Annotated in this window: 9 protein-coding genes; 2 read left to right on the top strand and 7 right to left on the bottom strand. The window is 67.9% G+C overall.

Annotation, left to right across the window (positions count from 1 at the left end; all coding sequences use genetic code 11):
• Positions 1 to 118: 118 nt before the first annotated feature.
• The 4 genes from HLK59_RS13400 to HLK59_RS13385 form a co-directional block, all read right to left on the bottom strand.
• Complete coding sequence (locus tag HLK59_RS13400) at positions 119 to 2,020, bottom strand: NACHT domain-containing protein (protein ID WP_171141609.1); 1,902 nt, start codon at positions 2,018 to 2,020, stop codon at positions 119 to 121.
• An 895-nt stretch (positions 2,021 to 2,915) separates the two neighbouring features.
• On the bottom strand, positions 2,916 to 4,628 hold the full coding sequence (locus HLK59_RS13395; RefSeq protein ID WP_346779724.1) for a tannase/feruloyl esterase family alpha/beta hydrolase: 1,713 nt from the start codon (positions 4,626 to 4,628) through the stop codon (positions 2,916 to 2,918).
• 49 nt (positions 4,629 to 4,677) lie between these two features.
• Entirely contained in the window at positions 4,678 to 6,120 is a 1,443-nt protein-coding gene (locus HLK59_RS52370; protein WP_171141608.1) for a hypothetical protein, read from the bottom strand.
• Positions 6,121 to 6,123: 3 nt separating this feature from the next.
• On the bottom strand, positions 6,124 to 7,215 hold the full coding sequence (locus HLK59_RS13385) for a DUF3500 domain-containing protein (protein WP_171141607.1): 1,092 nt from the start codon (positions 7,213 to 7,215) through the stop codon (positions 6,124 to 6,126).
• Positions 7,216 to 7,818: 603 nt separating this feature from the next.
• Here HLK59_RS13385 and HLK59_RS13380 point away from each other — a divergent pair.
• A complete protein-coding gene (locus HLK59_RS13380) occupies positions 7,819 to 9,054 on the top strand; it encodes a DUF3500 domain-containing protein (RefSeq protein ID WP_346779723.1) in 1,236 nt (411 codons plus the stop codon).
• Complete coding sequence (locus HLK59_RS13375) at positions 9,051 to 10,448, top strand: HupE/UreJ family protein (protein WP_171141606.1); 1,398 nt, start codon at positions 9,051 to 9,053, stop codon at positions 10,446 to 10,448. The genes HLK59_RS13380 and HLK59_RS13375 overlap by 4 nt, the downstream gene beginning before the upstream one ends.
• Before the next feature lie 129 nt (positions 10,449 to 10,577).
• On the opposite strand, the gene HLK59_RS13370 is transcribed toward HLK59_RS13375, so the two are convergent.
• The 3 genes from HLK59_RS13370 to HLK59_RS13360 all read right to left on the bottom strand — a co-directional run.
• The gene (locus HLK59_RS13370) at positions 10,578 to 12,581 is read right to left on the bottom strand and encodes a ricin-type beta-trefoil lectin domain protein (protein WP_171141605.1); all 2,004 of its coding nucleotides are present in this window, start codon (positions 12,579 to 12,581) and stop codon (positions 10,578 to 10,580) included.
• Positions 12,582 to 12,597: 16 nt separating this feature from the next.
• The gene (locus tag HLK59_RS13365) at positions 12,598 to 13,932 is read right to left on the bottom strand and encodes a glycoside hydrolase family 43 protein (protein WP_240982378.1); all 1,335 of its coding nucleotides are present in this window, start codon (positions 13,930 to 13,932) and stop codon (positions 12,598 to 12,600) included.
• A gap of 155 nt (positions 13,933 to 14,087) precedes the next feature.
• A partial coding sequence (locus tag HLK59_RS13360; protein WP_277349474.1) for a jacalin-like lectin occupies positions 14,088 to 14,425 on the bottom strand: 338 nt, incomplete at its 5' end.

Here is a 14,425-nt window from a genome sequence, read left to right as displayed (position 1 = left end):
CAGGGTAGTTGCCCGCGGGCAGCAAACTGAAACCGGGCGATGACGTAATAGGGCCAGGCGCAGGTGGCCAGTGCGAGGACGAACCCGATGACCCCGTTGTCGAGGAGCCGGAAAGCCGTCACGACCGCGAGATCTGTGAATGTGTTGGCGAACCAGACGCTCGTTCTGACACCGGCGTCAGGCAGCACGAACAGGAGGGCACAGGCTCCGCCGCCGAGCAGTGCCAGTGGCGATCTGCGCGCAGTGTCTCCTCAAGGCTTTCTTGATCGTCTGCAGCGGATGCGGACCTGATCCAGCGGAGGAAGGCGAGTCCGATGCCCAAGACGGCACCGATCACCAGCCCGTCGCGCAGACTGGCCAGGAAGCGCGGCTCTCCGTCACGATGCAGGTACGCCGCGTAGCTCGCGAAGAACAATGAGGATGAGACAGCGACACATGCCGTGATGCCCAATGCGCGGGGCAGACGTCGGCTCCACTGAGCAATTCCGGGGCGGCCACGGTTCGGCCGTTCGGGCGGGGCGGGCAAACCCGCAGCAAGAACGACCAGCCACAGACACAGGCCGACGGAGGCGGTGGCTCCGAGGACCTTATGCGCTACATTCGCGCCGGGGAGGAAGGGTACGGCGGCCGGGGAGATAGCCAAGCCGCCGCTGAGGGCCACAAGGGCGGAGAACCCAGTACGATGTCCGATCGTCGCAAGAGCGACGGGTGCTCGGCTGCTGAGGAGAAACATGGGCACGACCGCAGTGGCTTGAGCCATACACATCGGCACGATCTCCCACGGCGCACCGAAGAAGAGCACCAGGAACGGATTGGTGACAAGGTGTCCGACAAGGGCGATCGCCAGCCAAGTAGCAGCGCGCCGCCAGGGATTGGTCAGCGCGGAACTCCAGGTGTGGAGCTTCCACCAAGCAAAGTCGAAGGTGCCCTGCTTGCTCAGCCCCTGCGCAAGGAATGTCAGATAGCGCCGCGCCTTCTCGGCATTCCACCCTCCGGTGGGGGACTGTCGCCGAGAGCGCGCATAGAGAGTTGGAATGAGCGCGTCCAGCAGGTGGTGCTCGACAGCAGGAAGAGTGGGAAAGCGTCGGAGGTCGGTCAACTCTGTGGGATCACGGTCTCCACCTGCGTACACCGATCGGGCCATGGTCGCCATCAGAGGGCTGGTCAGGACATGACCGACCGGTGAATCAGGGTTCTGACTGAGATGAGCGGCCAAGGTGTCCCACTCGGGACGTTGCTGCCTGGGAGCAGCCAGGCGTAGCGCAGCAAGTGTTTGACCCACGTGGAGCGGCGCGGGCTCCAGCACAGTCGCATTCGCCAGGGGCGTGCTTTCCCGTACGGCGCGCGCATAGTCGTTGGTACGGCAGGTTAGTACGAGCGGAGCATTCGTTGGCAAGGTGTCGTTGAGGGCCGCCAGGACCCCCGCCTGACGTGCTGCTGGTACTTCATCCAGCCCGTCGAGCACGGGCACCAGACGATGCTCGGTGAGGAGCTCCACGATGGAGCTGGTGCCGTATCGCTGGACATCACTCAGCGCGGGATAGTCCTCTGTGACTCGGCGTTGCAGCCAGTCCCGAACAGTTTCACGTGACGGGTCGAAGGAGGACAGAGGACACAGCACTGGTACGGGGTCATCAGTGTTCCGCGTCCTCAACAGGGCGAGAACAAGCAGGACGGCGAAGGTCGTCTTTCCCGAACCGCCAGGCCCCAGCACGACTACGCGCTGACGTGTTGTCTGGAACGTCTCAACCAGCTCGTCGGGGACATCCGCATGGCACAGGATTGCAGAATCCGGCCGCGTGGTGCGGTCCGTGAGTTCCCCGCGCCGGCAGCAGGTCCAGATCACGGGCAGTGGTGCGGGCTCGAAGAGCTGCCGCAGGATGGCCTCGTCCTCCCACCGACGCCGAACAACGCGGGCAAGCGTCTGTGCCGTCTCTGTGATCTGCCCCGTGTCGGAGCTCGTATGCCGTGGTTTGCCCTGCCACGCCCAGACTGTCAGGACCCCGAGCAGGCTGACCACAGTCCCGAACACCGAAGCGGCTGCGGAGACTTGGTCAAGTCCCCCCAGGCCCCACACGCACATCAGCCCACCAGCAGTCACGGTGCATAGCAGCCATGCCAACATCCAGCGCCATCGCATACCCGCCCAACGGTCAAGTGCCCAATCCGGTCACTCAAGTTCTGGACATGACCTGTTGCTTTGTGCAGTACGTGGCGCTCGGACAGTTGCTCCACCAGGTCCGTCACGAAGTGCTGACATCACAACAGCCGCAGGACAGCGGCCAGCACCCGCGAGTCCGGGTGCTGGGGGAACGCACGTAACGCCTCGCCCAGCGTCGCCCCGTCCGGTCCGTCGCCCGGAACTCCGCGAGCAGGTCCTGGTCGAAGAGCCAGTCGCGGCGATGTAGTCAGCAAGGAAGCGAAGATTGGCCACCTCCAACTCCGGTGGGCTTGGACAAGACTTCGAAGTCCCCGTCGCGTGACGGCACGACCTCACGGGCCCAGCCGAGCGCGCAGTTCACCTTCGGCCTGGTGAGTAGGTGCCCAGGCTTGACGTCCACGACCAGGGGCACGTTGTTCTCACGCAGTACGAGGAAGTCGGGGACGTGACGGCGTCGATGTCCATCCACGGTGGTGACGGCTGTCTTCGCCCAGCCGTTCCTTCACCGACGTCGGCGTGTACCCGTGGAACAGGTTCCTCACCTTCTTGTCGCCGTCGTCCGTGCTGAACGTCGTCTGCAACCAGTCACGGTCGTGACTCCAGCGGCCGCACCGATCCCCCCATGACCAAAGTCCTGTGCTTCACCCTGCCGCCCGACGCTGTGCCGCACGTACCGCGGCTCACGCTTTGGCCACCCTGGCGGGCGGCCATCTCGTGAGCAGCAGCGCCGCTCCGTGCGGAGGAGCGAACGGACTCAGCTTTTCCCGGAGGTGGTCACCCACTGACCGTGGACCCAGTTGCTCACGGTCTCGTAGCCCGAACGGAACGACCCGAGGTAGTCCACGCTCAGGTCACGCTCGGCAATGGAGACCTGCCTGGTGTAGTCGCCGTTCCCGTCCGGCACCGCGATGTACGGGAACGGGTACACCGGTCGGCTGGCTGTGACCGTTCCGCTGCTGCCGACCGTCTCGCTGACCAGGCTGTCCGGGGCCGTGCCCTCGGTCACCCAGTCCACGACCGCGGTGAGCGCGTCGATGTTGTGCGGGCCCTGGCCGCCGCCACAGTGCGCCACGCCGGGGAGCAGGAAGAGCCGGGCGAAGTCCGTGGTCGCATCCGCGCCGCCCATCGTCTTCTCGACAGCCTTGTAGTAGGCCATCGAGGCGACGGAGGAGATGTTCGGATCGGCCACTCCGTGCCAGATGAGCAGCTTGCCGCCGGCCGCCTTGAACGCGGACAGGTCGGGGTCGGTGGCGTCCATCATCCCTTCGTTGAGCTTCATCAGCTTCTTGTAGTTCTTGGTGGTGAACTCCACATCGTCCCAGCTCAGCTCGGGGTGTGCCTCGGGGTAGAGCAGGTATCTGACCCGCTCGTCGACGTTGGTCTTGTTGGAGGTCGATCCGGTGGCGGTCGTCGGGACGATGACGCCGGCCCAGTTCAGCTCGCTGCCGCGCAGCTGCCAGCCCGGGTAGAGCAGCTTGCCGTTCTCGGCGAGCGGGCCGGAGTAGAGCTCGCGCACGGTGGTGACCTGGGTCTCGGTCAGACAGAAGACGTCGTCGGTGGAGGTCTGCCCGTCGGCGCACTGGATGCTGCCCGGGTCCCAGGTACAGGCGATCGGGTCCTCGACGATCCCGTCGTCGGTGGCGTCGCAGCCCGTGAGCACGGCGGCGTGCAGCGGTGCGAGGTCGGCCGTGGTGAGTGTGGCCTCGCCGTCGTCGCCGGAGAAGACGGCACGGGCGTTCCAGGCGTGCTGGAAGGTGTGCGCGGTCCAGTTGTTCGCGGGGGCGCCGGCGACGATCCCGTCGAAGTCGGTTGGGAAGCGTTGGGCTTCGGTGAGCGCCTCGTGGCCTCCCTGCGAGCAGCCGTCGTAGTAGGAGTGGCCGGCCGACTCGCCGTAGAAGCGCTCGATGATGTCCTTGGCCACGACGGCCATCTGGTGCTCGGACTTGTACCCGAAGTCGGCCTTGAGGGTCGGGTCGATGCCGTACAGGCCGGAGGACATGCTGGTGCCGAAGTGCCCTTGGTTGTCCGTGCCTACCGCGAAGGCGCCGTCGGTCATCGGCACGCACCCGTCGGCTGCCGGGGCGCTGCCCGAGCCCACCACACCGCAGTTGCCGCCGCAGCCGACCTGGAGGTAGCTGCCCTGCCAGGTCGTCATCGGCAGCTTCAGGCCGAACTGGATCTGTGGTGCGATCAGTCCCGTCACCTCGCAGGCCGCCCAGTCGCCGAGGGGGTTGTCGTGGGCGGACAGTTCGGTCGCCGCGGCGATCTGGGTGGGGGCACCGATGATGCCTGACAGGTCGAGAGCGGCGATGTCCGCGCAGTCCATGACGGGCGCGGTGGCCTCGGTGGCTGCCTGCGCGGTACCGGCCTGGGCTGAACCCCCGGTCAGGAGGGTGCCCGTGCCGAGGGTCAAGGCAACTGCAGCCGCGAGGGAGGCGAGGGCACGCCGGAGGAGGGGTGGCTTCACAAAGTTCTCCAGTGAATTCGGATGCGTGCGGACGTGACGGGCACGACGTCTATCCCGTGAGCGCCCCCACCCCGCTGACCGCGATGGTCAGCCCGAGTACGGAGACCACGAGGGCGGAGGTCGCGGGCAGCCACTGCATCAAGGGGCTCTGTACCGGCTGCCGGAAGCGCTCCAGGCCTGACCGGGCGCTGACCAGGATCAGCCCCAGCCCGACCAGGACTGCGGCAAGGCCGATGCTGAAGGCGAAGATCATGATGATGCCCAGGGCCGTACGGCCAAGACCCACTGCCAGCAGCAGCACGGTGAGCGCCTCGGGGCAGGGAATTATCCCGCCGGAGACACCGAGGGCGGCGATGCCGCGGAACGTGGTGGGGATGACCACCGGGTGATGGTGATGGCGCCCGCCGGGGCTGTGTGAGTGCGAGTGGCCGGGCCCACCGTGGTCGTGCCTGTGTTCGTGCTCTTGGCTGTGACGGTGACCCTTGTGGCTGTGGCTGTGGCTGTGGCTGTGGCTGTGATCCTGGTCCGCCCTGCCCCGCCCCGGCCACCTGCGCCGCAGCAGCCGTACGCCGAGGAACAACACCACCACCCCGCTGGCCACTTGGAGTATCGGCACCATCACCCCGGGCGTCACGAACTGCCCCGCGAACAGGACCGCCGTGCCGAGGGCGATCACGGAGGACGTGTGCGTGACCGTGATGACGGAGCCGAGGGCCACCGCTTGCCTGGGTGTGCTGTGGGCGCCGACCAGATAGGAGGCGAGGAGCGCCTTGCCGTGGCCGGGGGTGAGAGCGTGGAAGGCGCCGAGCAGGGCGCACGTGCCGACCAGGGCCAGCAGCGCCCAGGGAGAGGAGAGCGGAGAGCGCAAGGCGTCGAGCATGGCGCTGTCCTCGTCCGCCTCCTCCGAGGCGGCCGTCGTGGCATCGCTGTCGGGGAGGTGGGCCGTGATGGTCCGCCCCTCGTCGGCGCGCCGCACGTCTGCCGGAACCGCGGAGGTGCCTGTCGGCATCATGAGGTTCGCCTGCGCTACCGTGCTCGAAGTGCCGGGCGGGTCGTATGAGTTGGTGTACGTGAGAGTCTGGCTGCCGTCGGGCAGGACCGCGGTGAGGTCCAGAGTGACGGAGCCCCCGCCGGAGGCGAGCAGGGCGTGGTCGGCGAACGTGCTCCCGGAGAGCTTCAACGGGACGCTCGTCCCGTCGACCTGGAGCGTGAGTGCGCTCGTGACGTCCTCGGTGTGGGCGGACTGCTCGGCCGGGCCGAGTTTCCCGTCGCCGTCGGAGTCGAGGGCCTTGACGAAGGCCGGAGCTACCAACACGCCTGGTGTGATGACGAGTTGGACGTCAAGCCGGGAGCCGTCCGGGGTGAGGTACGTCTGCTGGACGATCTCGTCTGTCGGGTGGGCCGAGGCGGGCGCGGCCGCGAGGCCCGACCCGGTGGCGGCGAGCAGCAGCGCTGCCGTCCACCGGGCCAGGCGGCGTTGGACAGTGGTCACTGATCAGTCCTCAGCGCCGTAGTCGTTGCCGGTCTCGCGGTAGATCGCGTGGATGTGGGTGGTGCCGCCCATGTTGGGCTGGTGGGCGAACTCTATGGTGAAGTCCGGGCTCTGCACGCGGTAGTAGATCGTCGAGCTGCTCGACGTGCCACCGGACCAGGCGAAGTAGGTCGAGTCCAGGTTCTCCTCGGCGGACTCCAGCTTGGACGCGTTCTGTTCGTCGTTGAGCGGGCTGATCCATTCGGTGATCAGGTCGAGGAGCAGCTCCTTCTGGGTGTCGGTGAAGGTGGAGGCCTGGACGCCCTCGTAGGCGAGGGTCTTCCCGTCCTGTCCGGCGCCGAGGATGATCTCGGTGACCGCGGTGTCCAGGACCGCGGTGTCCAACTGGTCGTCGTCCAGGGACTGTACGACCGCGAAGGCCTTGTCGGTCTCGCCGGCCAGTGGCTCGTAGCTCACGCCGTTGAGCGTGTACGTGGCCGGCTGCACGCCGAAGAGGGTCGGTGCCAGGGGCATGGTGTCCCCGGTCAGCGTGATGTTCACGGCGAGGTGGTGGCCACCGTACTGGACCGTCCACTGGCCGTCGGCGGATGGCGTGCCGAGGATCCGGATCCAGTAGTGGTCGGAGCCGTAGTCGTCGCTGCCGGTGCTGTCGTGCAGCACGCCGTCGGCGGTGGTGATGCCGGTGACCTGCTCGTAGCCCTCGTCGCTCAGTGCCGTCTGGAGGATCGCGAGGACCGCCGACTGCTGGGTGGAGGTCAGCGCGTCCATGCGCAGTCCGGCGCGGGTGTACAGGCCGTCGGGCAAGTTGGACCACTGCGAGAGGTTGGACTGGGTGCGCTCCGCCTTGACGGTCGACTGCTGCGAGGAACTCAGCGTGCCCAGGAAGGTGGTGACGGCGGTGAGCGTCTCCGAGGCCGCTGTGGCCTCGGCGGAATAGGCGACGGTGCTGACGCCGGCACGTGAGGTGGCCGACGGGGCGGTGTCGGTGGTGGTGAAGGCGGCGGCGAGCAGCACCGCGGTGGCGACGGTGACCGCGATACGAGGGCCGCGCCGACGGGGGCTGACCTGGGTCGATTCGTTCCGGAGCGTTAACACATGGCCTCCTGGGCGGGTGTCGGGCGTGGCCGAGCGGGGCACGCCGAAGAAGTGATCCGGTCATGCCAACTCCGGCTCACGGGAGGAGGAAATCGTTAACGATCCTGTCGCCAAAAGGCCCGGGGGGCTTTTCATGTGAGATTCACAGGGTCGGACCGCGGTTCGGCGTCAACTTCTTGACTGGGCGTCAGGTCGAAGCCGTAGGAGATGTCGAGCGGCGCCGGCGGCGACCTTACTCGGGTCTCCGAGCCGAATGGGGCGCCGGGCGCCCGCTGTTCGCCAGGGTGTGCGGCGATGCCCGCTCGGGCCGCCGGTCGGCTGAAGTCGCGATAAGCCCAACCTGTCAATTGGCCCAGCAAATTCCTTGAATATGCGGCGCACGCAACCCAAAAGGGGCATGCCCCGATGCTCGCGCATTGAAGTGTCAACAATGCCGTTGATAATTTCCTTATCCATCGGGGACGGGTACCTCGTGCCCCCCCGTGTGTTCTTCCGAGTCCAACCAGCGTGCAGGGATGCGGACTTGGCGATCTCGCAGCCGGTTGACGGGTGCTGCCCGGTTGGCCGGCAGGTTGTCCCAGACCTTGCCTCAAGGGAGTCTTCGTGAGTAGGGAAAGAACCAGTCAGGCGCGTAAGCGGCGGACCTGGCGGGGCGTGGCCGGCGTGGCCGCCGGTGTCGTCCTCGTGGGTGGTGGATTCGTGGCGGCGAACGCCGCGACCACCACCGACAAGAAGGCGGCGGCCCACTTCGCGGTCGACAAGAAGGACACCGGCACCGCCGCCGTGGTCAGTGCGGCCAACGCGTTCCTCAACACGCTGGACTCCGACCAGCAGGCGTCGACCGTCCTGGAGTTCAGCCAGGCCAACGCGACCGCCTGGTCGAACCTGCCGTGCGCCGGGACCTGCCGTCCGGGCATCGACTTCGGTTCGCTGAGCGACGAGCAGCTGGCCGCCGCCGAGAGCGTACTGAAGGTGGCTCTGGGGTCCGGCAAGGGCACCGGCTACGACCATGTCATGCAGACCATCCTCGCCGACGACGTGCTCGCCTCGGCGGAGTCCACCAGCTCCGCCGCCCCGGCGCCGAGCGCGACGGCCACCGACACGGCGTCGAGCACCGCGACTCCGACCGACGTCCCGACGGGTGCCCCGCCCTCCGGCGGTACGGGCGGCGGGGGCGGCTTCGCGTACGGCAGTGGCTACTACTACCTGGCGTTCCTCGGTACCCCGTCGAAGACCGGCACCTGGCAGCTGCACTTCGGCGGCCACCACCTCGCCGTCAACATCACGTTCAAGAACGGCAAGGTCGCCGGAGCGAGCCCCTTCTTCACCGGTATCGAGCCCACCAGCTGGACCGCGGACGACGGCACGACGTACGAGCCGATGGCGAAGTTCCGCAATGGCATGCTCGCTCTCACCGGCAGCCTGACGACCGAGCAGCTGGCCGCGGCCAAGCTGTCCGAGTCCTTCGGCGATGTGCTCCTCGGCCCGGGCTCCGACGGCGAGTTCCCGGAGACCAAGGAGGGCCTGAAGGTCAGCGAGCTGACCCCCAAGCAGCAGAAGCTGGTCCTCGCGGCCATCCACCCCTGGGTCGCGGACGTGGACGACGCCACCGCGAAGCAGTTGATGAAGTCGTACGCGAGGGAGCTGAAGGACACCTACATCAGCTACTCCGGCGGCACTGGTCTGGACACCAACGGCGACTACGTCCGTATCGACGGTCCCGGTGTGTGGGTCGAGTTCATCTGCCAGACCGGCGTGGTGTACCGCGACAAGATCCACTACCACACCGTGTACCGCGATCACACCCGCGACTACGGCAGCGAGTTCTCCTTCTCATGACCGGATCGCGAAACTGGCTGACCACAGTGGTGCGCTGGGTTGCCGGGATCGCGATCGCGGTACCGGCGGCGCTCCTCCTCGGGGCGTCGCCGGCCGCCGCGCATCCGATGCCGCACTCGGTGGTACAGCTCGACGTGTACCAGCACTCGGTCTCCGCACGGCTGGAACTGCCCGTCGACGAGTTCTCCCGGGCCAGCGGGATCGAGCTGTCACAGAAGACGCTGAGCGCCCAGACCGGCGCTATCCGCTCCTACCTGGTCCAGCACATATACCCCACCGCCACGGACGGCCAGACCTGGCAGGTCACCGTCGGCCGCCCGACCCTGAGCCGAGCTGTCCAGACGGACACCGGCGAGTACCGCGAGCTGGTCGTCCATGCCGTGCTCACCCCGCCGGCCGACACCGACGTACGACACTTCACCTTCGGCTACGACGCGATCGTGCACCAAGTCATCACGCATACCGTGCTGGTGACGGTCCGTCAGGACTGGGCGGCCGGTCAGGTCGACGGCGTGGGTGCCACCCAGGTCGGCACGATCCGCATCGACACCCGGACCATGAAGGTCCCGGCGCTGAAGGTCGACCTCGGCGCGGGCAGCGACTGGCGGGGCTTCGTCGCCATGCTCGAACTCGGCGGTGACCACATCCTCACCGGCACCGACCATCTGCTGTTCCTGCTCATCCTGTTGCTGCCCGCCCCGCTCGCGGCGAGCGGAGGGCGCTGGAACGGCCTGGTGGGTCCGAGGAAGGCCCTGGCCCGTATCGGCCGGACCACACTCGCCTTCACCGCCGGGCACTCCGCCGCCCTGGCCGCCACCGCGCTGGGTCGGCTCGACATCCCCGGCTGGCCGGTCGAGGCGTTCATCGCCGCGAGCATCCTGGTCGGCGCGATCCACGCCGTAAGGCCGCTCTTCCCGGGCAAGGAGGCCCTGGTGGCCGGTGTGTTCGGGCTCGGCCACGGGATGGCGTTCTCCTTCGTGCTCGCCGAGATGCAGCTGACCACGGGCCAGTTGGTGACCAGCCTGCTCGGCTTCAACCTCGGCATCGAACTGGTTCAGCTGCTGCTGGTCTGCCTCGCCCTGCCGTCGCTGCTGGTCCTCGCCCGGCTGCGCGTCCAACCCGTACTGCGGGTGACCGGCGCGGTGCTCACCGGCACGGCCGCACTCGGCTGGCTGGTCGACCGCCTGGGCGTGCCCAACCCCGTCGCGAGGACGGCCGACAGTGCGGGCTCGCACGCTTCGCTGCTGCTGGCCACGCTCGCGGTGACGGCGATAGCGGCGATCGCCTGGACGTTGGCCCACCGCCGGCGAGCCCGGGCCGACGCGGACCCGGCGCCTGCGCAGCAGGCCCCGGAATCCACCGCCGTCCCATCACATTCCCGCAGCGGCTCCTAGCGCGCTGCGGCGGTGAACCCCCGTGGAGCGGCGGCTCCACGGGGGTTCACCGTTCCGGATCCGAGCGTCTGCCGCTGGTGAAGGTCGACGGCCCCAGCCCCAGCCTCAGCCCCGGTCCCGGGAGCGGTGTCAGGCCGCGGTCCACTTCTGGTTGGTCTGGCCGTTGCAGGTCCACAGGAGCAGCTTGGTGCCGTTGGCGGTCGCGGCCTCCGAGGCGTCCAGACACAGCCCCGAGAGGTTGTTGGTGACCGTGCCGTCGGCGTTGAGGGTCCACTTCTGGTTCGTGCCGCCCGTGCAGTCCCAGATGATCACCTTGGTGCCGTTGGTGGTCCCGTTGTTGTCGGCGTCCAGGCACTTGTTCCCGTAGACAACCAGCTCGCCGCGGGAGGTCTGGGTGAACGTCTCGTTGCGTCCGCCACCGCAGTCCCAGATCTGTGCCTGGGTGGCATCGACGTTGGTGTTCTTCTCGATGTCCACGCAGCGGCCCGAGGCGGCGCCGACGAGCGCGATGCCGTTGGTGCCGGGGATGCCCTGGACGCGGATGGCATCGACGTCGGGAGCGGTGCTGCCGGAGACGGCGTCGAAGCGCACGGTGTTGGCGCCCTTGGCGAGGTGCGCCAGCACGGACACGGTCCGGTAGGTGGTGGACGAGCCGGTCGGCGGGAAGGCGACGACGTAGGAGTACTGGCCGTTGACCTTGACGGTCGCCTTGCGGGCAGTGGTGCCGCCGTTGGCGTAGGTGATGTCCACCAGCTTGGTGCCGGCCGCCGCGGTGTTGACGCCCGTGAAGACCGGGGTGGTGGCCGTGGTGGTGTCCTCGTACGTCGTCCCGGACGCCTCGGTGCCGCCGGAGACGGTCAGCAGGACGGCGTCGCCCGCGGGAACGGTCGTGGTGTAACCGGTCCCGAAGGAACCGGCGTCGGTGCCCGTCCAGACGTTGCGTACGGACGCGGTGGCCGAGGTGAGACCGAGGTCGGCCCAGCGCACGGTCATGGAGGCCGCGGCGCCGGTGCGGTTGAGGAGCAGCACGGCGCGCTTGCCCGTACCTGCGAGGACCTTGCCGTACACCTGCAGGTTCCGGGTGTCCTCGGCGACCTTGACTCCCTGCAGGCCGCGTGGGTCCTGGTCGATGGCGATCATCTCGCGGTTGGTGAGGATGTCCCTGGTCACGGTGCTCATGGTGGCCAGGTTGTTGCCCGCGAGGAGCGGGGCGCCGGAGATCGACCACAGGCCCATGTGCAGCCGGTTCTGGGCGGCGGTCAGGCCGCTCATGCCGGTCATCAGCATGTCGGGGTCGTTGTAGTAGCCGGTGTGCTGCGCGGCCGGGTGCAGCGCCTTGTCGAAGTTCGCGAGCATCATGGCTGTCGTGGGGGTCTGGCCCCAGAAAATGACGTCGGTGCTGGTGCGCCACAGATCGCCGTAGCCGGTCGCCCAGTTCCAGGGCAGTCCGCTGCCCCACTCGCAGAAGGACAGCACGAGCTTGTGCCCGGTGACGGCGGTCGCGGCCTCGTTGGCGGCGGCGATCGCCTTGTACGTCGTCTCCTGGTCGAGGCCCTCCACCCGCCCGCCGCACCAGTCGATCTTCACGTAGTCGAAGCCCCAGCGCTGGAAGGTCTCCAGGTCCTGCTGGTAGTGCCCCTCCATACCGGTGTTGGGGGCGGCCGGGCGGGTGGTGGGGTAGTAGTAGCCGCAGCCGTTCTGGCCGGCGTCGGTGTAGATGCCGGCCTTCAGGCCCTTGCTGTGGATGTAGTCGACGACGGCCTTCATGCCGCCCGGCCACAGCTCCGCGTCGACGGCGATGGACCCGTCGGCGTTGCGGTCGCCCTGCCACCAGCCGTCGTCGAGGTTGACGTACTGGTAGCCGGCGGCCGCCATGCCGGAGGAGACCAGCGCGTCGGTCTGCTGCTCGATGACCTCGGAGTCGATGCTGCTGGCGAAGCTGTTCCAGGACGCCCAGCCCATCGACGGCGGGGTCACACCGATCTGGTTGGTGCTGACGGCGGCCGGCTCGATCGTCAGGGGGGCCGACGGAGCTCGGCCGTCCAGGGCCGCCACACCGGCCAGGGTGAGAGCGAGGGCGAGGACGCGCGAGGTGACGCGGCCGGCTCGTCTTCGGATGCTGACATACGACATTGCTTTTCTCCTGTGCTCAGTAGCCGACGCGGAAGGTCGCGTCCTGCTGGCCGGTGGTCGTGGAGATCGGGTCGATGCGCAGGACGTAGTCGGAGTGGCGGATGTAGCGGGTCGGGTTGTTGTACGAGCGGAAGGAGGACCAACTCGCGTCCGCCAGGCCCGCCGTGCGGTAGAAGGTCGCGTCGCCGGCGTACGTCGACGTGCCGTCGTTGACGTCGAGTCGGAGCGCGTAGTTGTAGTGCCGCAGGTACCGGGTCGGGTAGTTGACCGACTGGAAGGAGACCCCGGAGCTGTCGGCGAGACCCGGGACCAGGGTCCACAGGGAGTCCTTGTACGGCTCGATCGGGTACTCGTCGATGCGGCCCACATAGTCGGCGTGCCGGACGTAACGGGCCGGGTAGTTGTAGGACTTGAGCCGGTTCCAGCTCGGGGCGCCCCACTTCGTGAGGAGGTTGTCGTACTCGGCCGTGGTGATCGTCGCGATGCCGCAGTGCTTGGAGTTGACCGGCTGGGTGTAGGTCCGCTGGTCGAGGGCCACCCAGGAGCCGGTGGCCGGGCTGCTGGACTGCCAGGCGTAGAAGACGCCGTTGGGCGTGTACGTGTCTCCCCAGAGCCACCAGTTGCTGGACGTGAGGGACTTGACCACGGTGGGGGCCTCGGTGCCGCCGTGCGCCACGCCCGCGCTGTACTCGGTGAAGCTGCCCGGGTCCAGGGACGTGGACCTGGCGCTGACCAGCGTCTGGTCCTTCTTGAAGAACAGGTAGTTGTAGCCGCTCACACCCAGGGCCATGTTGCCGTCGATCACGTCGTAGCCGGGGTCGAAGAAGACCTGTGGGGCGGAGGCGGTGACGAAGTCGCTGGTGTAGTTCACCATGATGACGTTGTGGCCGCTGGAGTTCACCGAGGAGTAGATGACCGCGTACTGGCCGCGGCCAGCGTCCCAGAACGCTTCGGGCGCCCAGCTGTGGGTGGTCATGTCGTGCAGCTTCAGACGCCGGTAGCCGGTGAGGGTGCGCAGGTCGGCGGAGTCCCAGACATGGATGTACTGGCTGTTGTAGCTCCAGTCCGTGCCCTTGAGGTCGGTGGCGATCACGACGAAGGTGCCGTCCTGCTTGCGCATCAGGAACGGGTCGCGCAGACCCAGGGCGCCGGCGGTCGGGGTGACCAGGGGGTTGTTCTGGTTGAGCGGGGTCCAGTTGAGCCCATCGGGGCTGACGGCGAGGTGCAGACCGTAGTCGGTGCCGTCACCGAGGTTGGTCGACTCGGTGAAGTAGACCATCGCGTACGCCGAGTCGGCTGCGTACGCGGTGCCCGAGCCGATGGTCAGCGCGAGCGGTACGGCGGCGGTCATGCCCAGGAGGCCGCGGCGGGACAGATGGTGGTTGGGGGTCAACTCGTTCTCCAAGGGGGTGTGCGTGCGGGGCACTTGAAGTGACCGGGATCTCGAACGGGGTTCGGGAACGTGATGAGGGGGCCTGGTACGCGGCGTACCGCGTCCCGGGGCGGTCAGCGCTGGGTGTAGATGAAGCCGACCTTGTCGACCTCGTCGCCGGTCCTGCCGTGGAAGCCGGCGATCTGCCAGCCGGAGGGCGCGGTGCGGGTCACGCAGTCGGAGGTGGTGGTGCCGCCGGCGAGCGTACGGCCGGTGCTCGTCGTGAACTTGGCGTAGAAGATCCGCGTGCGGCCGTCCTTCTGGGCCTGGCAGAGGTAGGCGGTCGTGACGTACTCGCCGCTGGCCAGGGTCAGGGAGGAGGCGGTGCCGCCGGTGCCGCCGTGGGTGAGCGTGGTGCCGTTGGACAGGGTCACGCTCATCTGGTCCACGCGGGAGCCGGCGCGCAGGGCGA

The organism is Streptomyces sp. S3(2020), assembly GCF_013044505.1.
Lineage (GTDB): Bacteria > Actinomycetota > Actinomycetes > Streptomycetales > Streptomycetaceae > Streptomyces.
The sequence above is the reverse complement of the archived record's forward strand: the minus strand, read 5'-3'. Positions and strand labels throughout refer to the sequence as shown.

Excerpts from the sequence above, each read along its gene's own strand:
- HLK59_RS13370 (WP_171141605.1), bottom strand. The coding sequence starts at position 12,581 with ATGTCGTATGTCAGCATCCGAAGACGAGCCGGCCGCGTCACCTCGCGC.
- HLK59_RS13375 (WP_171141606.1), top strand. The coding sequence starts at position 9,051 with ATGACCGGATCGCGAAACTGGCTGACCACAGTGGTGCGCTGGGTTGCC.
- HLK59_RS13365 (WP_240982378.1), bottom strand. The coding sequence starts at position 13,932 with ATGACCGCCGCCGTACCGCTCGCGCTGACCATCGGCTCGGGCACCGCG.